The sequence below is a fragment of the Vescimonas coprocola genome (assembly GCF_018408575.1).
Taxonomy (GTDB): Bacteria; Bacillota; Clostridia; order Oscillospirales; family Oscillospiraceae; genus Vescimonas; species Vescimonas coprocola.
The window spans coordinates 942,271-964,227 of the sequence record NZ_AP023418.1; the positions used below are offsets into that span (position 1 = coordinate 942,271).

Consider the following 21,957-nt stretch of genomic DNA (forward strand, 5'->3'; position numbering starts at 1 on the left):
AGCATCAGGAGGTGAGCCAATGCCGTTGGTGAAATACAGGATCTACGAACTGTCCGCCAGAGCCGTGATCAGCTACGGAAGGCAGCAGGAGGGTGCATACGCCTTCCAGCTCAGCGCCGCCGAGACAGAAAAATGCAAATCACTTTCCGCGCCCCATGAGCAGGACGATAACGCATTGTTCTATCAGACTATGTGCGTGCTGCGCGGCGATGCCTTCACCGGAAGACCCGGTGGGCAGCTGGTGACTGACCTCTCGGACATCATTTTCTATATGGACTTCTCCGGCATATTCGACCGGAGCGGTGCCAGAAAGAAATACCGGATCCGGCAGGAAAAAGCGAAGGCCCTGTTCCGTTCCGAGGGCGTGAGCCTTGATTTTGGCTCCGGCCCGCATCGCTATCTTGCCTTTGAGCGTTCGGGCAGCATGAGCCGGCAGGCGCGGCTGACCTTCATCCGGGAGGATTTTTATGACACGGTGCGCCGCCGCATCATGATGGATATGACCATCGGTGACTGCCAGCTCAGCAAGCTCTATGCCTACAACGGCCTGATGCTGTCCGGCGGTATCCGCATTGACGGCATCGGCATTGACCGGCCCCACCGGGTGGTGGTCATCGACAATCCTACGCGCACAGAGCGGAATGTCAGCGTCATCACCGTAGAGGACGACGGAACGCAGAGCAGTACCCGCAAATATCACCGGGTGGAGAAAAAAGAAGACATCGAAATCACCTGCTTCGACGGCGAGGGGCTGATCTCAAAAGAATATGCCCGCGTCGTGGACGAGAAGCTGTGCGGGAAGAAAGTCCACACCTCATTCCAGATCCGTATGCCCTATGTCAAGGGTATGCTGCACGAGGTGGACTTCAAAGACTTCCTGACCCTCTGCGGGACGGACACCATCACCGATCTGTGGGGCATGGAGCATTCCGTCCGGGATGTGGACGTCATCCTCACCAAGAGCATGTTCAAGGGATACGGCTGGCTCACTGCCAGTGGCATGAACTGGGAGGACTACCGGACGGTGTTTCGCAAGTACCGCCATGCGCTGTACATCACCAATGTGAGCAAGGAGAAACCGGAACAGACCACCGAGCTGAACTATCAGTTTCTGACCACCGTTTCCATTCAGGGCGACGAGTTCCGCCCCGCCGATCTGCCGGACGGCTGGGATCACAGCCCGGAGACGGACGAGCGAAATTGGCTCACCAAGCAGACGGAGCTACGGTACTATAACCTCTGCGCAAACCCGCAATTTCGGCAGAACTACTTTCTGGAGAAAGCGGATCGGATCAGCTGGTGGGAACGGCATCAGGGCAAAGACCAGATCCTTGCCGCCGTGCTGAAAAAGAATCCGCGTTTCATCAACGAACCGGTCTATGCCAAGCGACTGGAGGATGAAGCCGATAAAATCGTGGAGCAGTACGCCGTCGGCCGGTTGATCGTAGCGGGAGACAACCGTTATCTTTCCGGTGATCTTCTGGACTTTCTGGCATTTCTGCTCCCGACTGTTCCGCCGCGCAAACGCAGGCAACGGATGTTTTACAGCACCGTCATGACCGACCACTTCCCGGAGAGTTCCTTCTATGCACCCCAGGCGGCCTATGCCCATGACGACGCCTGCACGCTGCTACGCAATCCGCACATTGCCCGCAACGAGGAGCTACAGCTTTCCTTCTACGACGCGAAGGAAGAGAGAAAGCAGATGCGGCATTACTATTTCGGGCACCTGACGGATGTGGTGATGGTGGATTCCAATATGCTGGCTGCGGAGCGGCTGGGCGGCGCTGACTACGACGGCGATATGATCAAGACCATATCTGATCCGATCCTGAATGCCTGCGTCCGCCGCAACTACAACCTCTACCGCTACGAGAAACACAAATCCCTCACCAACACAGAGAACATTCCTCTGCTGATGATCCCTACGGCCCAGCCCCAGATCCGCAGTGCCGACGACTGGGAGGCACGCTTTGAGACCGTTCGCAGCACCTTCTCCTCCCGCGTCGGCCAGATCTGCAATGCTGCGCTGGATCGCAGCATTATCGCCTACAACGAAAACTCCGATGCCGAGGAGCGGGAGCGCTGCCGGGAGGAGACGGAAACATTAGCCATCCTTACCGGGCTGGAGATCGACTCGGCTAAGAGCGGCATCCGCCCCGATCTGGATGAGTACCTGACCCACAAGACCGTCAAGCGCAGTGCCTTCCTCAAATATAAGACGCTGGTAGAGGAGGCGGAGACCCGGCGCGCCTGGTACGAGCCTACCCATGCGGCCAAGGTAAAGGCGTTTTTCAAAAAGGTGGATTGGGACGAGGTGGACTCCAACGTGGAGCGCCTGCCGTATCTGGCACAGCAGCTGAAAAAGAACACGCCGCGCATCAAGGCAAAGCCCGCCAAGGACGAAGAATTGTTTTCCTTTGCTGCCCAGCAGCCGGACTGGAGGGAACAGCTGGATTCCGATAAGCTGGCGGCGGTAGATGCGCTGCTGCGGGATCACGACGCCTGCCTCTCACGCATCCGGGCCTGCCGCGTTCCGGTGAAGGAGAAAAAGCGGAAGAGCGATGTGGATCGCATCCTGTATGCCAGAGAGCAGGAAGATGACTACGATCCCGACGAGTTGTACGCCCTGTTCGGCGGTCTGCCGCCGGAAAAGGTATCTGCCCTGCGGCAGGCCATGCGGGAACAGGCATGGCACCTCATGGACGAGGATGCACGGGAGCGCTTCCTGCGGGAATGGCTGCCGGAGTTTGAAGACATATACGATTTGCTGACCGATTTCCGCTTCGGCAGCTACCGCATCCTCGGAGACATTGTCTGTGATATGGAGGACGAGAACACCGGCAGGGAGAAAAAGCAGCTGTTCCGCGAAAGCGACTCGAAAGCCTTCACCGCCATGATGAGCGCCTTCGCGGACAAATCCGCCTCCCGGAGCTACCGTGATGCGGTGACGGCCAAGTGCCGGGAGCTGCTGACCGCGATTGTAAGACCGGCTTTGGCCGTGCGCTATGTGGTGGCTCTCGGCAGACGCGACCTGCTGTGGGATCTGCTGCCGGAGTATATCGAGAAAAATGTTCTGGAGGTGCGGGATGATTAACGAATGGAAGGAATTCTGCGCATATACCGGGACGGTTTCCTATACCGCCAGCAAGAAGAGCGATACGGCATGGCTGGGCCGTTTCACCTTTGCCACGATCCTGGAGTTTGAGGGAATGGCTCGGATTTTGACCATCCTGGCCCGCGGATATCTGTTCCACAGCAAGGACGGAGCAGTCATTTTGGGTGATCCGCATGATCGGGTCGACTACGCCCGCCGTGCGCTCTGCGCCTGGTGCAGTGTGCCAGAGGACGGGAAGCGTGCGCCGGACAAGGAATGGCAATTCCAGACGGACTTTTCGGAGCTTCATACGGAGTTCCCGGAGCTGGTGGACGCGGACGGAACCGGCTGGTTCCTCCGCCATGTCCTCCGCATCGCGGACTTCATGCTGGCGCACCCGGAAAAGGTGCGCAGCACCTCACTCAAGTATGCGGAGGTCCTTCGCTCGAAGTTTGCCTCCGCATGGCGAAGCAAGGTGATGCAGTATCAGATCCCGATTTTCGCGCCCCAAACCAAGGGTGCCTGGACGCTGCGTTTTGATGATGTCCTTGCCGATGCGCTGGAGCTTGGCCCGCTGCGCAAAGGGGGACCGGAGCTGCCACCCGAGCTGACAGAGAAAGTGAAAGCGGCGCTTCCGAAGGAAATTCCAGCCGAAGTTGTCTGTACGCTGATCTGTTATTATCTCGCCAACCGGCAGGATGATTGCGAATGGGTGGTTCTGCCGGTGGCAAACTTTGATGCCTACTTCGGAGACACCAGCTTCAGCAAGAAATATCTGCCCAAGGTCCCGCCAGAGATCATGGAGCGGAGCAGCGCTTTCGGCGTCAGCCGGTATCGGGTCATGGAAGAATATCTGCCATAAGACACAAACAGCGGGACAAGCCTTTACGGCCTGTCCCGCTGCTTTTTCTGTCTGGATTTTGAAAGTGTTTTCCTTGTCTATGGCGGTGCATCCGCTGAGCTGCTACCTATGATTTACTCGTCATCATCGGGCCACGATGAGATCATGTGAATATCGCCGGTGTCCATATCTGTTATTTGAATACCTTGATGACCGCATCTTTGAGTTTGTCAAAAAGACCACGGTTGGCAAGATCTTCTTCAATCATCCGCTTATACTTTTTATATACATATTCTTCAATATCTTTTTCTGTCATACAGTCAAGAAGCATTACGCTTCCAAGTTTTGATAGCGATTTGGCAATTTCAGCAAAATGCTTGGTGTTCTCTTCTGCTTGAGGATATTCGCCCATAACACGCATTTCTGCTTTTAAGGTACCAATGACAATCATTTTCTCACTGGAGAAAGAGCGCCAAGTCAATTCTCTGAATCGCAGAGGATTTTCAATAACAAATTTTGCGAGTTCATAAGGATCATCGAGTGTTTCATCAATGGACAATGCAACACGGAAGTAGCAACGAGAGAGAACTCCAAAAAACAAGCCTCGACGTTTTCCCTGAGTCAATAACCAGTGATCCTTAAACACAGAGGACCCCTTCTTTACAGGCATATATTTAAGAGCTACCTCATACCCGATTTCAAAATTTATCCAACACCAAAAGCGCTCATCCGTTAAAACATAAAGTGGAAGATGGCGGAGATGTTCATACAGAAGAATAGAATTGTAGATATCCGTTTCACGGTCTTTGCCATCCTTAGGAACTCGAAGTGCGAACTCCTCAATTTCATACTTCTTAGTTACCCATAGTGTGCCGGGAAAAAAATCTTTTAGCCATGAGGAACTTTTCGGATTTTCGATGAGTTTTCCCGTGATAGCATCTGTATTGGCCTTTACTGTTGCCAGGGCTTCATCTGTCATATATTTAATGTGGATTTTACTCATTCGTCCTCGCCCTCCTCCCCAGGATGGTTCATGCCGCCAAGGAGCATATTATTAAAGTCCTTGAGACCGTTGCAGGATGCACTATTCAAAACCATCTGAGCCAGTTCCAGCTTACTCATATTTTCGAATTCCTCGAAAGTAAGAGCGTTTCCGGTCTTCCGCTTATAACTAATGCAGACAGCGTTAAACCAAGAGTGGGCATCCAAAATCTCTTCAAGGCTACCATATTGGGAGTAAATATCCTCCAAGCAGTAGGCTAAAGAAGGAATTGCGATCATAGCAAATGCGATATTGTTGCACTCTTTCTTGGTCTTGATGTTATCATAGCAGCCATAGTACGCAGCGGGCAGTTGAACAACAATTCTCTTCTCATCGTAAACGCACGACATCAAATCGCCATCGCCCTCTTTTTTCACAACCGTGAAAATGGATGCTACCTTATCATCTTCAGAAGGATCGAGGTCGATTTTGAACTTAAATCCATCATCAACTGCCAAAATATCGAACTTATCAATATCAAAGGAATAACCGGCGTATTCTGGGATAAAGCCAGTACTCTTAAAATTAGCAATATCCTCTGCTGCATACAGATAACAGGATGCTACAACATTGCCGTTGATCTCGTGAGCAGAAACCTTGAGGTCATACGGAATGGTGCTGATCTCGAAACGGCTTCTGTACACAGATGCAGAACATTCAACAATGAAAGCACCTTTCATCTTACCCTGTTCCAGCAAAGAGATAAGAGATGCATCCGTGATTGTATAGTGGAGATTTTTGAAGACAACTTCACCATTTTGCACAATGGGCGCACCACTTTCATCAACATCAAATTCAACCTTAAAAACTGAATCCTCAACATAGTCGGAAAGCGCTTCATTTCTGTTCAAAACAGGATACGGAAAGATTCTATTACCGATATGCACTCAAAATCACCTCACTTGCAAACATCTCTGTGCTGTTGACAGAATAAGAAATCTTATAGGTTTTACCTTTTTCTATTTTCATTCCAACAATTTTACCGTCCTGGACAGTGCATTCTACACCATCAATGGATGCGGAGAGAATATCAACGGGATATTTGTCTGCTGCCTCACCACAAAGACGAATAGCAAATTCACAGTCATTCTCATCATACTGGGATGTGAAAATGCAATCGTACTTACCAGTTACCTTGTTTGTAACCACGGTACGGTAGCGCATACCACTTAACGGCACTTTTTTCAAAACGGGAGATTTGCCTGGGCCGACCTCTGTCTGGTCTTTAGGCTCCGACTTAGGATTGGGGTTGGGCTGAGGCTTCGGCTTGGGTTTTTTCCTCGGTTTTTTACCAGATTCACCGTTTTCGACCAATTCACCCTCTCCAAACTCATACGTTTCACCAGCTTCACCCGCTTTTGCTGTTTTGGGTGTCTGAGGCTTAACTATCTTCATGGGTTTAATCAATACTTGCTCAGTTGAGATGGTACTGCCGGACACGTTGCCAACCTCATCCTGCGAGGGAAGATACTCTCCTGCACCCTCGATATCGGTGGTTTCACCGGAGCTCGCACGAAGAATCTCTTTGATAAAATCGTTCACAGCAGTTTCTAAAGCTTTTTTTATTTTGCGAGTTGCGCGTTTTTCATCGGGGAAATCGTTCAAACGCTTAATCTCCCAATCGGTATGCTGGGGATTTTCAATTGCACGAAGTTTTTTATTAAGTTCATTATCATGAATCACGCAAAGTGCGGAAAACGGCAGAAACGCACCAGGGTTTATGTAGGTAATCTTCATATAGGGATATCTTACCATGACACAATGCTTTGTTGCATTACTTTCGTCCTGCTGGCCGTATTGCTTTAAATACACCGTTACAGTGTTATTCTCATCAATGGGAAGTTCTTTTACAATGACAGATTCATCATTCTGCAACAGTTCATACTGGGCACGAATTTCACGGTATTCGATTTTGCCGCGACCACCTTGGAATACTTCATCATAGATAATGCTGCTGACAGTATTCTGATTTACAACAATGCCATCTACGATTACTTCCAGTCCGCCACACATCACTGCCACCATGAAACTCTCGAGTACCTTGGCAATGATGTCATACTGCCAACCCTTAAAGTTATTAAAACCAATAATGTAGACATCGGTACCATATTGGTTTTCACTTCTCACAAACCCTTTATCAAGATGCAGTTCGCGCAAAATAGGTAGATTCTTCTCGGTTTCAGCATAGTAGCCAACACCGAGCGTTAACAGGTTCTCATCTTTCCCTGGGATCGGGGCAGAACGCAATTTGCTGATACCGATGAAACCAGATGTTCCATCATTGGCTTTTGTAGAATAAAAGACAGTATTTGTTGTACTGACAACAAATGATGCAAATTTGCCGATGCCTTTTGAACCACCACTGCTACCACCTTTGTTACTTACACCAGAGCCTTTTGTAAGGTCATAAAAAGGAACGCCACTTTTATTGACTTTTACGCCAAAAATGCCTGATGTATTAAAATCACTAACACGTAAGCAGGTTATTGTATCACGGCTAATGCTTTTCTTCAGTTCTCTGAGGGTAGGTTCCTCTTTTGGAGAGTCTTTCTTATACTTGTAACAGGCATCAATTTGTGCTGCCAAATCATCAACACCAGGGACTTCCCCTCTTGCCACCTGGAACAAGCTGAATTCAACACGAACGGGTTTTTCGCCGAAAGCAGCATCAATGGAGTTTTGGCAAATTTCCCTTGCTAAAGACGAAACCGGATCCTTTTTAAACATTTCCATATCGCTGGTGTCCAAACCATTTTCGCTTGTGTAGTTATTATCAGGAAATCTCCACTTTTGGGTAGTCATCTTTAGCCCCTCCTTAGAGTCTAAATTTTTTCTTTTTAGGTCCACTATCTGCGAAGCGTTTTTTTTGGGTATCCAATTCCTCTTGGATTGCCGAAAACATAGCCTCTATTTGATCTGGCGTATATTCATAGTAAGAAGTGTTTGATAGATTGCCCAGCAGTGTAATGCTTTCAATGATTTTGTTCGTTCTCGCTTCTGCGATACGAATAAAATTTGCTTTTTTATCTACAGCCATAATTCGACACCTCCTTTTTCTGTATGATATCATTTTAGAAAATCGCCGTCAAGTATTTTCAAAATATTTTTATAATATTTTTTATATATTTCCGACCGAGTAGAGGATGATAGAAATAATCTGTGTTGCGTTAGGAAGAAATATCGCCAAAAGCTATTCCCATTTGACCGATGGTATGGTAAAATAAATTTTTAGGTTGTATTCAATTCTGACAAGTTAGGAGGTGACACATTTGCAGCAAAGAAATCTAAAACCCATATTAAAATGGGCCGGAGGTAAAACCCAGCTTTTAGCCGAGATTTCTCATGTTTATCCTGATGGCTTTGGTAAAACTATTCGGCGTTATGCAGAACCATTTGTTGGCGGTGGTGCTGTGCTCTTTGATATATTGTCAAAATATGAGCTTGATGAGGTATATATTAGCGATGTAAATGCAGAGCTGATCAATATGTATCTTGTTGTTCGCGATCAGGCGGATGAATTGATTGCTATATTGACTAATTATCAAACCGAATACTTAGCCTGTGGGGATGAATGTCGCAAACAGTATTATTATAATAAGCGCGACGAATTCAATGAGCTGATCATTAATGGAGAAAGCAAGGCCGGCGTCAAAAGTGCTGCACTGTTCATTTTCTTAAATCGGACTTGTTTTAACGGCTTATACCGCGCAAATAGAAACGGTCTTTTTAATGTTCCTAAGGGCGATCAAGCTAATCCGTTAATTTGCAATGTAGAAAATATTTATGCTGTTTCTGCGGCGTTGAAAAATGTTCAAATTGTATGTGGTGACTATTCCGCATCGAAATCATTTATCGACAAACATACTCTTGTATACCTTGATCCCCCGTATCGTCCCTTAAAAGGGCGAGATAGTTTTATTTCATATACCGAGACAGAATTTGACGATAGTTGTCAACGTGCGCTTGCTGGATTTATTGAAGAAATAAATGCGAGTGGTGCTTATATTATTTTGAGCAACTCCGACCCCAAAAATGTCGATCCTGAAGATGACTTTTTTGAGGATTTGTATATTGACTATGATGTTCAACGCATACAGGCAAAAAGAAGAATCAACAGAAATGCAGATCTTCGTGGCTACATTACGGAACTCCTAATAAAAAACTATTAAACACATGGTGATAATGTCACACGAATTCCGATCCTATTAAATTTTGTTTCAAGCCCCGAAAGAAATGATTGAACCTCCGGGCAGTCAGAGCTACAATGCCAACACATCATTGCGAGGTCAAACTGATTGGAGGTCAAATGATGAATTATGAAGTAAACTCATTTCAGAACTACGAATCGATCACCATTGACGAACTGAAGGATCAAGCTAACAGCCTACTGAATCTGGTAACGGAGGAACAGCGGCCGCTGCGCGTATGCATGAATAATGGCAAGGAGTTTCTGCTGTTCCCTCAGGACCTGCTCTCTCCGATCTGCGATTCCGAATTTCGCTTAATCCTGCTGTCGGCAATACGGTATGCGATGGGCAGAAACACATGCATGCCCGTGGTGGTTTCCGATTATATCAAACGTCACATTCAGCTTCTGGATGATAAGTTTCTCGTACTGGCTGCCGATGATATCAGTCGGCACCTTGAATACTACGCAGATCATGAGCCGAATCCGAATCTTTGGCAAAGTCTTTTAGATGCACTTAAAACAGAGCAGGGAGCACGTGCCACTCGTAAGGCAAGGAAAATCAGACTATGTCCAACCTGCGGAAAACCATTGGAGATCATGAGCATTACCGACAACTGGCATTCACCCGGCGGCTTCGATGTGATTGCTCACTGCCGAAATTGTCTCTCTAATTATGAATGGTTCTGCGATAAGGATGGCGGTGTCTCAGATATGAAGCAGTATTTCTTCGGGTAAGGCAAGTGTGTGTTCCGGCAGGAGACTTTGGTGTATTCCTTGTTTATAGCGGCTCAACCCTTAAACTGTGCGCCAACTACTATAAAGCGACTAAAAGGGCCGCACCTGCTCGTATGAACAGGTGCGGCCCTCTAATTGACGGAAATTTAATTCAGTCTGAAATAGCAGGTGTTTTTACCTTTTCCTTCTTTTTTCAGTTCACCAACGGCGACTAACTTCCGCAGAGCACCCTCAATGGAACTGTCGCTGAGCGTCGGGCAGAGCTCCCGGATGTCCTGCTTATTAAACCGCCCGATTCTATTCTTGCTTGCTCTGCGCACCATTTCCAGTGCGGGCAGCTTGGTTTCCACAAACGCCATGCGATCCTCAAAGTCCTTATACGCCGCAAGAATTGTCCCGAGCAGATACTTGATGAAAGGCACTACATCCTCTGTGCCTTCGTGCCAGCCGGTTTGCGCCTGTGCAAGCGCATCATAGTACAAATCCTTGTTTTTGGCGATTTTGGCTTCCAAGGAGATATACTTGCCGACATAAAAGCCGTTTCGGTACAGAAGCAGCGTCGTGAGCAAGCGGCTCATTCTCCCGTTCCCGTCATTGAATGGGTGGATGCACAGGAAGTCATGGATGAAAACCGGAATTGCAATTAACGGCTCCAGTTCCATATTCCCGATTACGCGGTTGTATTCCTCGCAGATTCTGTCCAGCGCTTCCGGCGTTTCATAAGGGGTAAGCGGCGTGAACAGCGTTTCCACATGACCGTCCGGATAGGTGGCAGTGATATAATTCTGCACGCTTTTTGTGCGGCCCGCAAGCGGGTTATTCATGTGGCTGTACAGGATTTTGTGAAGCTGAAGGATGTAGTTCTGCGTAATTGGAATCGCGTCAAAGCTCTCATGAATGATACTCAGCACATCGCGGTATCCAGCGATCTCCTGCTCATCTCGGTTCCTCGGCGTGGTTTTCTCCTCGACGAGCTGCCGGATTCGGGTACTCGTGGTGACGATGCCCTCGATGGCATTCGATGCCTCGGTGCTCTGTATCTTGGCAATTTCCACGAGTTTTTCGAGTTCCTCCGGACGCTGCTTCAAATACAATTCTTGCTTTCCAGCTTCCTTGTATATAGCTGCAATCAGGCCAAGAACATCCGAGTCCCACTTCTGTTCCTTGATTGCGGAGTAATTGAAGGTTCTCATCCCCCCACCTCCATTCGTTTTCCCTTAAATAATAATATAAAATAAGGGAATAGTCAATGGGCTGTGCCATAAATCCCTTACTATTATGTCTGTATTAAGGGATTTATACTCAGAGAGCAAGAAAAGTACCTCTGCCTATCTTCCCGCCTATTCTTTGTCTATAGCGCCGCAGCTGCTGAGCTGCCACCCACGCAGAAACAACTTGCATAACACCCTCCGCGGAGTTACAATGCAGACGGTCTGAAATGTGAAACGCTTCCCATCCGGCACCGGTGAATGTTCACCGAAAACCGGGCGGGAAGCGTTTTTGACCACATAGATTACCACATACGGCGCTGGAACACCCGGAAACAGCGGAGATAAGAGCGTCAAAGAGTAAGCAAAACAAACAGGAAACGGCTAAAAACCGCTATAAACAAGTGAAAAAAGTATTCCCAATAAGTTTGGGATCAAGAGACCGGGCGTTCGAGTCGCCCCACTCGGACCATAATGTGGAGACAAAAAAGATGTCTCCTGCGAAAAGCCCGAATATATCGGGCTTTTTTGCTACCCAAACGGCGATTTTTCTCTGTACCAAAACACAGATGTAAAATCGCCGTTTTCCCTTTGTGGATAGACTTGAACTCCCGAAAAGTAAATATCAGATACACAGGCAGATAGAAAGCGAAAATCTATCTGCCTTTTTTATTACCCTAAAAAGGAGAAGTCAGATATGCTACAGAAAGAATTAGCCAAAGCCATAAAGCAAAAAATGCTCACTTGCGTGAGCGAAAAATACACGAGCCTTGGCACGGAAGAAATCACGGCTCAAAGCCTAAAAGATATATTCAAGACTGTGCCGCCGCTGACAGCCTATGATAGCGACTTAACAGACCAGGCAGTCAGCGAGATCCAACTGAAAAGAAACGGCACGATAAGCCTTGTACTTATAAACGGTCAGAGGATCGAAAAGGAGAAATCAGCATGATGCAAGCGACAAGCGTACAGCCCCCAAAAACCGTCCGCATTATCCCTGCAACGATAGACACCAAAGCGGCTATCACACAGAACTACCGACAGCTTCGAGTTGCCGCCTACTGCCGAGTATCCTCCACGGTCAGCATCAGCGGGAGTTCATCAACGGAATTCTATTTGGATTTTCTCATTCAGTTCCTTTCTACCTTTCGCCCAGAAGGATTTTATTCTTTGTTTTGCGGCCCAGTTTTTGAGCCGCTTACATGGTCATGTCAGGCCACTGCTCCTCATAGTCGGCTGGCTTGTGCCCCAAGGCCATGCGCTTCTCCTGCAGCTTTTTCAGCCGCTTGCGGTCGATCTGGATTCCGCCGGGGCGGGACTTTGGGGCAGAGTTGCCCCGGAAGATCCGACTCATGTGGTGGAGCAACCGGGTCACTGCCAGCATCGCAGCGGGCGGACGGATTTCCTCCAAGTGGTTCAGAAGGTACTGTGCATTTCGTTGCGGAAAATATCGTTGGTGAGCTTGGACTTGATCTGACGGATGCCCTCTTTGGAGAGGTAGGCCTGTCCCGGCTTTGCGGACCAGGCCATCATGTGGATGTGCGGGCGCTCGCCCTCGTCGTGAAAGGCGGCGTACCAGCGGAAGTCACCGGGCGGTATCTTTGCGGGTGTGTTGTGTGATCCACATTCCTCCTTTGCCCTCATCGGTAAACTATCTTTTTCGCCTCCTCCGTGTTAGCATAAAAAGAGACCGTGCTCCCGGGAGCACGGTCAGAGATGGAAGGACCTTCCGAGCGGATTGCCGTATGGCGGAGAGTACCCATGCTCTCATAGATACTCTGTCGAAGGCCATGTGGATTCGTCGGCGCGGAGACCGTGCCGTACCGAACCAGGGGCAACCTCAACCGGGTGAAATTGTCCTTCTATTATTACTTAGAAAAAATCGATTTCTTATGCGGCTGTCCGGTTTCGGCGTGTGCGATGGAAGATCAGTCCCACGAACAGGCCCACAGCGGCAGGGCAGATCCAGCCCAACCCCAGCTCGAAGAAGGGCAGGTAGCTGTCAGCGAAGCCGATGACAGCGGAGACAACAGGGGTCTCCGTAATGGCCTTGGGCAGCGCCTTCACGAAATCGAAGAGGGCGGCCACCAGTGTGAAGCCCGTGACCCACCGATACACCACGGTATCGTGGCCGTACAGATTTCCCAGCAGCGCCAGCAGGATCAGGGTGATGGCCAGTGGGAACAGGAACATCAGCACCGGCAGAGAGATGGCGATGATGGCGTTAAGGCCGATGTTGGTGACCAGCAGGGAAAAAATACTGAAGCAGGTGGCCCAGAAACCGTATTTCGGCCCATTGGGGAACATGGCGGTGAAGGTTTCGGCACAGCTGGTGACCAGACCGATGGAGGTCTTGAGACACGCCAGGATCACCGTCAGAGCCAGCACCACCAGCCCGGCCCGCCCCAGATAGTGCTCAGCAATGACGGCAAAGGCCTCGCCGCCGTTGGTGCAGGAAACGGTAAGGGAGTGGCTCCGGGTCCCCACGATGGTGACGGCCACATAGATGCCGCCCATGAACAGGCAGCTGAAAATGCCGGAGAGCACCGTATTTTTGGCGATAGCGCCGGGCTCCGTGACGCCCAGCCCCCGGATGACGTTGATGACCACGATACCGAAGGCCAGACTGGCCAGAGCATCCATGGTGTTGTAGCCCTCCAGAAAACCGGCGAAGAAGGGAGCCGCAGCATAGGCCGCCGACGGCGTCACGTCGGCGATGCGGTCTGTGGGATGCAGCAGGGCCGTCACCACCAGAATGGCCAGCACCAGCAGGAACAGCGGCGTCAGCAGCTTTCCCACCCACGTCAAAATCTTGCCGGGGCGCAGAGAAAAGAACAGCACGGCGGCGAAGAACACGCAGGAGAACGCCGCCAGCAGCACCGTGGCGTTGACATTCTCACCCAGCAGCGGCTCGATGCCCACGGTGAAAGACGTGGAGGCGCAGCGGGGAATGGCGAAGAAGGGACCGATGGTCAGATACAGAGCGCAGGTGAAGAAGATGCTGTATCGGGGACTCACCCGCCCGGCCATCTCCTGCAGGCCGTTGCTGCGGCTGATGCCCTGTGCGGCTACGCCCAGAAGGGGGATACCTACGCCGGTGATCAGCAGACCGACGATGGCGGGCCATACATTGCGTCCGGCCTGACTGCCCAGAAAAATGGGAAAAATCAGGTTTCCTGCCCCGAAGAACAGGCCGAACAGCATGGTGGCGATGAAGAATTGCTGGCTGAAGGTCAGCCGGTTGGTTTGCGTTTTCATAATACACTCCCCCAATTTAATTGCGTACCAATATAACACAATTTTTGGCGGGCGTCAAGAAAAATCACAGACATTTGTACCTGATAAACGGACGAATAGATAAAATGTCCTTTTCAAGCGTATCTTTGTGTGCTATAATGGAACGAAAGGGGGCGATGCACTTGCAATACGGAGAGGTGCGGCAGGCGCACTTTTTGGAGCGGCCCAACCGGTTCATCGCCCATGTAGAACTGGAGGGCGAGACGGTGGTGTGCCATGTGAAGAACACAGGCCGCTGCCGGGAGCTGCTGGTGCCGGGGGCTACGGTCTATCTGGAGCGTGGAACCAATCCGGCCCGCAGGACGGCGTGGGACCTCATCGCCGTGGAGAAGGGCCACCGGCTCATCAACATGGACGCTCAGGCCCCCAACCGCATTTTTGCCCAGTGGATCCGGCAGCAGGAGCCGGGAATCGCCGTCCACCCGGAGTACCGTTACGGGGATTCCCGGCTGGACTTCTGTCTGGAGTGGCCGGAGGGGCTGCACTTGGTGGAGGTGAAGGGCGTGACGCTGGAGCGGGAGGGCCACTGCCTGTTCCCGGACGCCCCCACGGAGCGTGGTGTCCGGCATCTGCATGAACTGATGCGGGCCGTGGAGGAGGGCCACCGGGCCACGGCCTTCTTCGTGATCCAGATGGCGGACGTACTGGACTTTGCGCCCAATGACGCTACCCACCCCGCCTTTGGCGAGGCCCTGCGGGAGGCGGCACGCCAGGGTGTGGAGATCGTGGCCTACACCTGCCGGGTGACGCCGGAGACGGTGACACTGGACGCTCCGGTGCCGGTACAGCTGTAACAGGGTATGCCATCCCGCTGCGGCGGCGATGTGTATATACAATGTATCAGGAAAGGATGATGCTTTATGAACATGAGACGTATCTGGAGGGTGTACGTTTCCTGACCCTCCCAATTTATTTAGGAGGAAACCATCATGAACAAGACCATTCACATCCGGGAGGCCGTGACCCCGGAGGAGGTGGAGCGCTTCTGGCAGGAACTGCACGCCTATCACGCACGGGACATTTTCCCCGACCCGGCGGAGGAGGACCGGGCATATTTTCTGGACGACAGCCAATACCGAGCCGCCGTACAGCGGATCCATGACCGGGAGGGAGATCGCTGCTACTACCTGCTGTTCCGGCGGGAGGGCCGGGATATCGGCTTTGCCCTGACAGCACTGTACCCCTCGGAGGACGGCAAGTGCTTCGTCATGGAGTTCTGTGTGCTGCCGGAGTTCCGGGGCGACGGGACAGGCACCGCCTGCGCCCGTCTGCTGCTGGATTGGGCAGCGGATCAGGGAGCGCAGTATGGGGAGCTGAACGCCGCCGACCCCCGGCGCATCCGATTCTGGAGCCGTCTGGGCTTCCGGCCCAATGGCCGGGACGAGTGGGGCGAGCCGCTGATGCTGCGCCCTCCGGAGCAGGCGCTGCCCATCACCGTGGAGCTGCTGAGGGACCCGGCGGACTGGCAGCTGCGGAAGCTGGAGAACGGCTATCTGGCGGAGATCGGAGAGCCGCTGCTGACGGAGGAGAGCACAGAGCGGCTGCGGGCCGCCGTGGAGCAGGGGCATATCCGCTTCCTGCTGGCATACCGGGGCTGCCGGGCCGTGGGGATGTGCTCCGTGGCAGAGAACTTCTCCACCTTCTGCTGCGGGCCGGTAGCGGTGCTGGAGGATCTGTACGTGGAGCCGGTGTTCCGGAGACAGGGCATCGCCCGGCAGCTGACCCACAGCGCTCAGGCACTGTGCCGTGAACGGGGCGTGGGCAGCCTGACCGTGTGCTGCGCCCCTTGTGACGAGGCCATGTATCAGGCGCTGGGCTTCAACGTCCCGCTGGGCGTGAGCCGGAGCTGCCTGCTGTAAAAAATCAAAATCTCCGGCTAAGCCGGAGGTTTGACGAGGCCCTATAAGGGCCTATTACGGGCGAAGCCCCTTAAGGGGCCCGAAAGGTCTGCCGACCGCATTTCCTTCTCGGGCTACCCCTTAAGGGGTCTTATTTATGCCTTGGATTCTTACTACCCGTAAACGGGTCTATAAATTCCTTTATGCTGATTTAGTCGGATATTTTGTCCTGATAATGTACAATAAATTGCGCAAATTGGAAAATGCATAAAAGAAGACATAGCTTGCAGGCTCTGGCAGAATGAAGTTCCCACACAAACATTCGAAAGGAGACAGCAAACTATGTCCGAGAAAATTATACAGCTGAATGAGGACGGCTTTCGTGAGGTTTTGGGCGCCGCCGAGGGCATGAAAGAGGACAAGACCAGCTGGGTCAGCTTCTTCCAGTGGCTCCGTGGACGCAGCTTGGATGGCGCAAAGCTCATCGTTGGTGACAAGTGCATGGGGATGCTGGGAGATGGCGGACTGGGAGAGGTAGTTCTCCTCTATCGCCTGCGAACAGCTGCGCAGCCGCACCACGAACTGGAAGTATTTGAGTTGTCTCAGCACTTGCCCACTCCCTTTTCCTGATGCTCTCCCATTGTAACGCAGCACTTCCACAGCGTCCACCGCCTGCGCCCACACCATAGTCCATCCCAAGGAGCGCCTCGCCGCCTGTCATGCGGAAAAATCGTTATGCCGTTACAGCTTCCCCAACTGCTCCGCCCACTGGGCCTCCTTGAAGCCCACCAGAACGAAATCGCCGCCCACCAGCAGCGGTCGCTTCACCAGCATCCCATCCGTGGCCAGAAGCTGCAACATCTCCTCCTCGCTCATGCCCGGCAGCTTGTCCTTCAGCCCCATGGACTTATACAGCAGCCCGCTGGTGTTGAAAAATCTCTTCAGCGGCAGCCCGCTGCGCTGATGCCACGCAGTCAGCTCCTCATAGCTGGGGTTCTCCTCCTTGATGTCCCGCAGCTCATAGCTGATGTGGTGCTCATCCAGCCACTTCTTCGCCTTCTGGCAGGTACTGCACTTGGGATAGCAAACAAAAATCATGGTTCTCTCCTCCTGTTTCATTAGATCGTATGAATTACTACCTGCTTTTCTTGTTCCTGTAAATCGGCCGCTCCTGTATTTTCTTTAGGCGATTTTCAATAGCCGTCGGCGTCCGTTTTAAAACATTTGCAATCATGTAGATATTAGCTCCTCTATGATGCATTTGGATAAGTTGCCTCTCCTCTTCTTTACTCCAAAACTCCATACAACGTGGATATTTTTTTCTATTCTCTTCCCTACGCTGCTTTCTTTCCTGCACCTTTTCTTGCTTAATACGAAATAGGTACTGTTCGTTAGATTCGATCGTGCAATGATCCAAAATTTCGATCAATGCATCTTGGATCTTCTCATTTGAACAGCTGTCATTCAGTGGAAGCACTCTGCCGCTGAGCGGGTTAATTCCTTTGCTAAGGCTCTCAACCATAGTTCTTGCGAGAAAAGGATCCATACCATCATCCTCCTGTTGATTTCCTGTGATACACGTTCCAAGGCTGCCCCTTTCATTCACCCGTACCACGTTGTCATCACAATATACGGCTATCTTTCCTCCCTCAATTATACCGATTCCCCCGCAAAAAGACAACAAAAAATGTGCAGGCGCTTGCTTGCACATTCTTCCCCCGACTGCTACAATGTTAAAAACATTCTGCGAAGGAGTTTTCATATGATCCTCTATTTTTCCGGCACCGGCAACAGCAAATATGTGGCCCAGCGCATGGCGGAGGCTCTGAACCAATCGCTGCTGAGCATGAATGACTGCATCCGCTCCCACGACACCTCCCCCGTGGAGACGGACGAGCGCCTTGTGATCGTCACGCCTACCTACGCATGGCGCATCCCCCGTCTGGTGCGGGACTGGCTGCTGGAGACGGAGTTCCCCGGCGCAGCGCAGGTGTGGTTCATCATGACCTGCGGCAGCGAGATCGGCCACGCCAGCCGGTATAACCGCTCCCTCTGTCAGACCAAGGGCCTGACGGACATGGGGACAGCCCAGATCATCATGCCGGAGAACTACATCGCCATGTTTGACGCTCCGCAGGCGGAGGAAGCCCGACGCATCGTGGCCAAGGCCCAGCCGGATATCGACCGTTCTATCGCCGCCGTCCGGGAGGGCCGCCCCTTTCCCCCGCCCCACGATCGTCTCTATGACCGCTTCATGAGCGGGCCGGTGAACCCCATCTTCTATGCCTGCTTCGTCAAATCCAGCGCCTTTACCGTTTCGGAGGCCTGCACCGGCTGCGGCCGGTGCGCCCGCCGCTGTCCCACCAACAGCATCACCCTCCGGGACGGCAGGCCCGTCTGGGGCAAAGGCTGCACCCACTGCATGGCCTGTATCTGCTACTGCCCCACGTCCGCCATCGAGTACGGAAAAAAGAGCCTCGGCAAGCCCCGGTATCACTTCGAGGCCCTGTAAGCCCTCCCGTCAGGCGATGGCCTCCCGCCACGTTCCCGCAGCGGCAAATTTCCGGTACTGCTCCTGATTCCTCCGGAAGAAGCCCCGGATGATCAGCAGCACGAACACCGTCGGCACCACGCCAAAGGACAGCAGCAGCACACCCTTTTTATATTGTGTGTTCATGTCCCGCTCCGTATGTTTGCCTTACACTACTGTGTAATATTCAGTCGTTTCATTTTTTCAATAAGACTTTTGAAAAAATTTGCATATCATGGAAAGCGCCACCGGAAGATATCTCCGGCGGCGCTTTTTGGTATACTATTTGGGAAGAATCTTACCTCGTCCAGCCTCACCTTATAGGTATTCTGCATAAGCTGCAAGCTTTTCCTCAGCAGCGGCAGCTTCCTGCCGTATCCTGTCGGCACGGGACAGCAGGGCCGACAATTCATCATATTCCCCTTTATCGACTCCCGTTTTGAGGGAAATGATCCCCGATTTGATGCAATCACGCCATACCAGCGTAACGGAACGGCTCTTTTCGGGAAATTCCACTTCGATCAAATATTTGCCGGGCCGCCCTATGACCCTCCCAACACCAAAGCTTCTGTGCGCAATGGGACTGCCCGCAGAGAGTCTTTCTTCAAAGAACTCCTCTGCGTGCTCCAACCTCGCCACCTGCTCCTCCGCCTTTGCCCGTTCCTCTGCTGCGGCTCTTGCGGCGTCTATCTTTGCCAGATAGGCCTTTCTCTCCTGCCCATTCCTCATGGTATAATGGATACCATCAAACAGGCCGTAGACCGAGCAGCAGTAAATGATGTCAAACGCCAGAAGATGCAGTGCTTCGTCCGGATGGATAGGACCTCTTGCATAATCTGCCCTGCCCCGGTTTGTTTCCAGCAAAGCAGGACAATCCCTGATGGCCTTTACAAGCTCATCGCACATCCGGTGATAGACCTGCAAGTCCATCTGGGTGCCGCTGCCCCAGTTGTCATAGAACTCCACACAATCAGCGAATCTCTTGGCCTGAAGCGCCTTATACAGATAATAATGCTCCGGGTCGTAGAATCCCGTTATCATCATGGGAAGCCGGATGCCTGCCTGATAGCGCCACCGATCCCGATAATATTTTTCATGCATGGTCTGGCAAAAATTCAAGAATCCTGTAAATCGATGGTTTCTTACCTGCAAGTCGCCGCCGTCCGGCTCCAGCAAGTCACGAAGCGCTTGACGCACCGCCGTCGGCTCACGCTTGGCATAGTCCGACAGCGCATAGAAGGAAAGTTCATAGCGATTGTCGATGGTCTGTTCCGTCAACTGCACCACATCCACAAGCCGCTTGGGAAAACTGGTATCATCAGCCGCCAAAGCCCTATCTATCATCGGGCGGAACTGCGCTGCGATTTCCCATTTATATACCTCGTCATGTCCCCCGGTATTCAATTCCGGAAACCGCTTCACATAGCGTCCAAAAATCTGTTCCAGATTTGCACGATTCATTCTATCTATCCTTTCGCCCGGTATATCTTCTGTCTACTGTTTATTATAATACTACATCCAACTATAAATAGCAAGAAATCCCTGTTTCTTACGACATCTAATATTCTCCCCTCCCCTGCATCTTTCCCTCCTTCACCGCATAGGCTTGTCTGTGAGGTGATACCAATGAAACAGATCCATATACGCCGATTCCTGTCCCTGCTGCTGGCGGCGCTGACTCTGTGGGCCGCCGCCGTCACCGCCGGGAGCGATTCTGCCGCCGCAGCCCTCCAGCAGCTGCGGCAGGGCAGCCGCCTGCCCCAGCAGGCGCTGCGCTGGGAGCTGGGGGACTTCTTCGGTCTGGACTCCCTGTCCGCCGTCACGGTGATGACGCTGGCCCAGTCCCCCCTGCTGCTGGCAGGCCGCAGCACTGTGGCAGCTCTGCTCTCCGCCGGCGTGACCAGAGATCCGCCGGAGCCTGCGGCCCCGGAGTCGCCGGATACGCCCTCCCCCTCCGCAGATCCCTCCCTCACCGACGGCCTGACCTTTGCCGACAACGGTGTCCCCGCCCAAACCACCGCTCCTACCTCCTCCAAGGGGTACACCGTGGTCAACGGCGTATATCTGAAAAACTCCTCCGGTACGGAGCTGGATGCTGATGCTCTCGCCGACGGCAGCTTTGCCGCCCAGCTCACCGATGACGGCCCGCAGGTGCTCATCGTCCACAGCCACGGCAGCGAGGCCTACACCATGCCCGCCGGGCAGGAATACACCCCCACCGGCAGCTTCCGCACCGACAACGATGCCTGCAACGTGGTGCGGGTAGGCGACGAGATCGCCGCCGCCCTGTCGGAGCGTGGCATTTCCGTCCTCCACGACCGCACCCTTCACGACGTGCCGGACTACAACGACGCCTACCCCCACAGTCTGGCTTCCGTGGAGGATTACATGGAGAAATACCCCTCTCTGGTGTTCGTGCTGGATGTCCACCGGGACGCCGTCTCCGACGCCGACGGCAACCAGTACAAGCTGGTCAGCGCCGAGGAGCCCCACGCCGCCCAGATGAGTTTTATTATGGGCAACGCTTACGACGGCTGGCAGGAGAATCTGAAGCTGGCCATAGCCATTCAGCAGAACCTCAGCGCCGACTATCCTACCCTCATGCGGCCTATTACGATGCTGAACTACCGCTATAACCAGTTCGTCAGTCCCGGCGCCATGCTGCTGGAGGTGGGAGCCGCCGGCAACTCGCTGGACGAGGCCCTTTACGCCGCCCGTCTCTTTGCACAGGGCTTTGCCGACACGCTGCAAAGCTGAAAACCACACGGGACAGAGCACCGCTCTGTCCCGTGTGGTTCGTTCAATTTTCCCGTCATAGTCTCTCCCCCGCATCCTCCCTTTCCGCATCCGCCAGACACAACCGCAGACGCAGCCGTTCATTCCGGTACGCCCGCTGCCCCTTCTCCGTCAACCGATAGTTCCGCTGCCGTCCCTGCACCGACGTCTCCTGAATGAAGCCCTCCTCCAGAAAACGCCCCAAGATGGTATACAGCGTCCCCGGCCCCAGACGGACCCGCCCCTCCGTACACCGCTCCGTCCATGCGGCGATCTCCGTGCCACACACCTCTCCCCGCCGCAGCGCCATCAGCACGTAGAACATGGCCTCCGTCAGCGGTGCGCCCGCTTTTCCTGTCATAGCTCCCCTCCTACATCGTCATTCGATATCATATATCGATATTG

Annotated in this window: 22 protein-coding genes and 1 pseudogene; 10 read left to right on the forward strand and 13 right to left on the reverse strand. The window is 52.4% G+C overall.

Going from position 1 to position 21,957, the window contains the following annotated elements; genetic code table 11:
* Positions 1–19: 19 nt before the first annotated feature.
* Together KJS28_RS04705 and KJS28_RS04710 are read left to right on the forward strand one after the other, a co-directional pair.
* A complete protein-coding gene (locus tag KJS28_RS04705; RefSeq protein WP_228298442.1) occupies positions 20–3,097 on the forward strand; it encodes an RNA dependent RNA polymerase in 3,078 nt (1,025 codons plus the stop codon).
* On the forward strand, positions 3,090–3,959 hold the full coding sequence (locus KJS28_RS04710; RefSeq protein ID WP_213541928.1) for a hypothetical protein: 870 nt from the start codon (positions 3,090–3,092) through the stop codon (positions 3,957–3,959). The genes KJS28_RS04705 and KJS28_RS04710 overlap by 8 nt, the downstream gene beginning before the upstream one ends.
* 172 nt (positions 3,960–4,131) lie before the next feature.
* Here KJS28_RS04710 and KJS28_RS04715 read toward each other — a convergent pair whose 3' ends face one another.
* From KJS28_RS04715 to KJS28_RS04730, 4 genes are read right to left on the reverse strand one after another with little or no spacing between them, the layout of a single operon-like run.
* Entirely contained in the window at positions 4,132–4,941 is an 810-nt protein-coding gene (locus KJS28_RS04715; protein ID WP_213541929.1) for a DUF6339 family protein, read from the reverse strand.
* The gene (locus KJS28_RS04720; protein WP_148338131.1) at positions 4,938–5,867 is read right to left on the reverse strand and encodes a hypothetical protein; all 930 of its coding nucleotides are present in this window, start codon (positions 5,865–5,867) and stop codon (positions 4,938–4,940) included. Before KJS28_RS04720 ends, KJS28_RS04715 begins: the two co-directional genes overlap by 4 nt.
* The gene (locus KJS28_RS04725) at positions 5,854–7,782 is read right to left on the reverse strand and encodes a hypothetical protein (RefSeq protein ID WP_213541930.1); all 1,929 of its coding nucleotides are present in this window, start codon (positions 7,780–7,782) and stop codon (positions 5,854–5,856) included. Before KJS28_RS04725 ends, KJS28_RS04720 begins: the two co-directional genes overlap by 14 nt.
* Before the next feature lie 13 nt (positions 7,783–7,795).
* A complete protein-coding gene (locus KJS28_RS04730; protein ID WP_148338135.1) occupies positions 7,796–8,017 on the reverse strand; it encodes a hypothetical protein in 222 nt (73 codons plus the stop codon).
* A 232-nt stretch (positions 8,018–8,249) separates the two neighbouring features.
* Between KJS28_RS04730 and KJS28_RS04735 the strand changes: the two genes are divergently transcribed.
* Positions 8,250–9,149, forward strand: coding sequence for a DNA adenine methylase (locus KJS28_RS04735; RefSeq protein WP_213541931.1), 900 nt, complete (start codon positions 8,250–8,252; stop codon positions 9,147–9,149).
* A gap of 137 nt (positions 9,150–9,286) precedes the next feature.
* Positions 9,287–9,904: a hypothetical protein gene (locus tag KJS28_RS04740; protein ID WP_213541932.1), complete on the forward strand. Its 618-nt coding sequence runs from the start codon at positions 9,287–9,289 to the stop codon at positions 9,902–9,904.
* A 146-nt stretch (positions 9,905–10,050) separates the two neighbouring features.
* On the opposite strand, the gene KJS28_RS04745 is transcribed toward KJS28_RS04740, so the two are convergent.
* Positions 10,051–11,097, reverse strand: a complete 1,047-nt coding sequence (locus KJS28_RS04745; protein WP_213541933.1) for a Fic family protein — start codon at positions 11,095–11,097, stop codon at positions 10,051–10,053.
* Between the two features lie 712 nt (positions 11,098–11,809).
* Between KJS28_RS04745 and KJS28_RS04750 the strand changes: the two genes are divergently transcribed.
* Positions 11,810–12,064, forward strand: coding sequence for a hypothetical protein (locus KJS28_RS04750; protein WP_213541934.1), 255 nt, complete (start codon positions 11,810–11,812; stop codon positions 12,062–12,064).
* Positions 12,065–12,310: 246 nt separating this feature from the next.
* On the opposite strand, the gene KJS28_RS04755 is transcribed toward KJS28_RS04750, so the two are convergent.
* The 3 genes from KJS28_RS04755 to brnQ all read right to left on the reverse strand — a co-directional run bounded on the left by KJS28_RS04755 (position 12,311) and on the right by brnQ (position 14,370).
* A complete protein-coding gene (locus tag KJS28_RS04755; RefSeq protein ID WP_213541935.1) occupies positions 12,311–12,466 on the reverse strand; it encodes a hypothetical protein in 156 nt (51 codons plus the stop codon).
* Positions 12,467–12,528: 62 nt separating this feature from the next.
* Complete coding sequence (mobL, locus tag KJS28_RS04760) at positions 12,529–12,756, reverse strand: relaxase MobL (protein ID WP_228298443.1); 228 nt, start codon at positions 12,754–12,756, stop codon at positions 12,529–12,531.
* Positions 12,757–13,002: 246 nt separating this feature from the next.
* Positions 13,003–14,370, reverse strand: a complete 1,368-nt coding sequence (gene brnQ / locus KJS28_RS04765) for a branched-chain amino acid transport system II carrier protein (protein WP_213541936.1) — start codon at positions 14,368–14,370, stop codon at positions 13,003–13,005.
* 155 nt (positions 14,371–14,525) lie between these two features.
* On the opposite strand from brnQ, the gene sfsA reads away from it, so the two are divergent.
* From sfsA to KJS28_RS04780, 3 genes and pseudogenes are all read left to right on the forward strand, one after another.
* Complete coding sequence (sfsA, locus tag KJS28_RS04770; protein ID WP_324614768.1) at positions 14,526–15,203, forward strand: DNA/RNA nuclease SfsA; 678 nt, start codon at positions 14,526–14,528, stop codon at positions 15,201–15,203.
* A gap of 135 nt (positions 15,204–15,338) precedes the next feature.
* Positions 15,339–16,268, forward strand: a complete 930-nt coding sequence (locus KJS28_RS04775; protein WP_213541938.1) for a GNAT family N-acetyltransferase — start codon at positions 15,339–15,341, stop codon at positions 16,266–16,268.
* A gap of 351 nt (positions 16,269–16,619) precedes the next feature.
* Positions 16,620–16,760: pseudogene (locus KJS28_RS04780) on the forward strand (transposase); the annotation flags it as partial.
* A 228-nt stretch (positions 16,761–16,988) separates the two neighbouring features.
* On the opposite strand, the gene KJS28_RS04785 reads toward KJS28_RS04780, so the two are convergent.
* On the reverse strand, positions 16,989–17,345 hold the full coding sequence (locus tag KJS28_RS04785) for an arsenate reductase family protein (RefSeq protein ID WP_213541939.1): 357 nt from the start codon (positions 17,343–17,345) through the stop codon (positions 16,989–16,991).
* A 37-nt stretch (positions 17,346–17,382) separates the two neighbouring features.
* Entirely contained in the window at positions 17,383–17,793 is a 411-nt protein-coding gene (locus tag KJS28_RS04790) for a hypothetical protein (RefSeq protein WP_213541940.1), read from the reverse strand.
* Between the two features lie 216 nt (positions 17,794–18,009).
* Between KJS28_RS04790 and KJS28_RS04795 the strand changes: the two genes are divergently transcribed.
* Entirely contained in the window at positions 18,010–18,759 is a 750-nt protein-coding gene (locus KJS28_RS04795; protein ID WP_213541941.1) for an EFR1 family ferrodoxin, read from the forward strand.
* Positions 18,760–18,768: 9 nt separating this feature from the next.
* On the opposite strand, the gene KJS28_RS04800 is transcribed toward KJS28_RS04795, so the two are convergent.
* Positions 18,769–18,924 carry a hypothetical protein gene (locus KJS28_RS04800; RefSeq protein ID WP_213541942.1) on the reverse strand — a complete coding sequence of 52 codons (156 nt, stop codon included), beginning with the start codon at positions 18,922–18,924 and terminating at the stop codon, positions 18,769–18,771.
* 171 nt (positions 18,925–19,095) lie between these two features.
* Positions 19,096–20,238 carry a hypothetical protein gene (locus KJS28_RS04805; protein WP_213541943.1) on the reverse strand — a complete coding sequence of 381 codons (1,143 nt, stop codon included), beginning with the start codon at positions 20,236–20,238 and terminating at the stop codon, positions 19,096–19,098.
* Between the two features lie 165 nt (positions 20,239–20,403).
* Here KJS28_RS04805 and spoIIP point away from each other — a divergent pair, with 165 nt between their 5' ends.
* Entirely contained in the window at positions 20,404–21,534 is a 1,131-nt protein-coding gene (spoIIP, locus tag KJS28_RS04810; protein ID WP_213541944.1) for a stage II sporulation protein P, read from the forward strand.
* 55 nt (positions 21,535–21,589) lie between these two features.
* Here spoIIP and KJS28_RS04815 read toward each other — a convergent pair whose 3' ends face one another.
* On the reverse strand, positions 21,590–21,913 hold the full coding sequence (locus tag KJS28_RS04815; RefSeq protein ID WP_213541945.1) for a PadR family transcriptional regulator: 324 nt from the start codon (positions 21,911–21,913) through the stop codon (positions 21,590–21,592).
* Positions 21,914–21,957 lie beyond the last annotated feature (44 nt).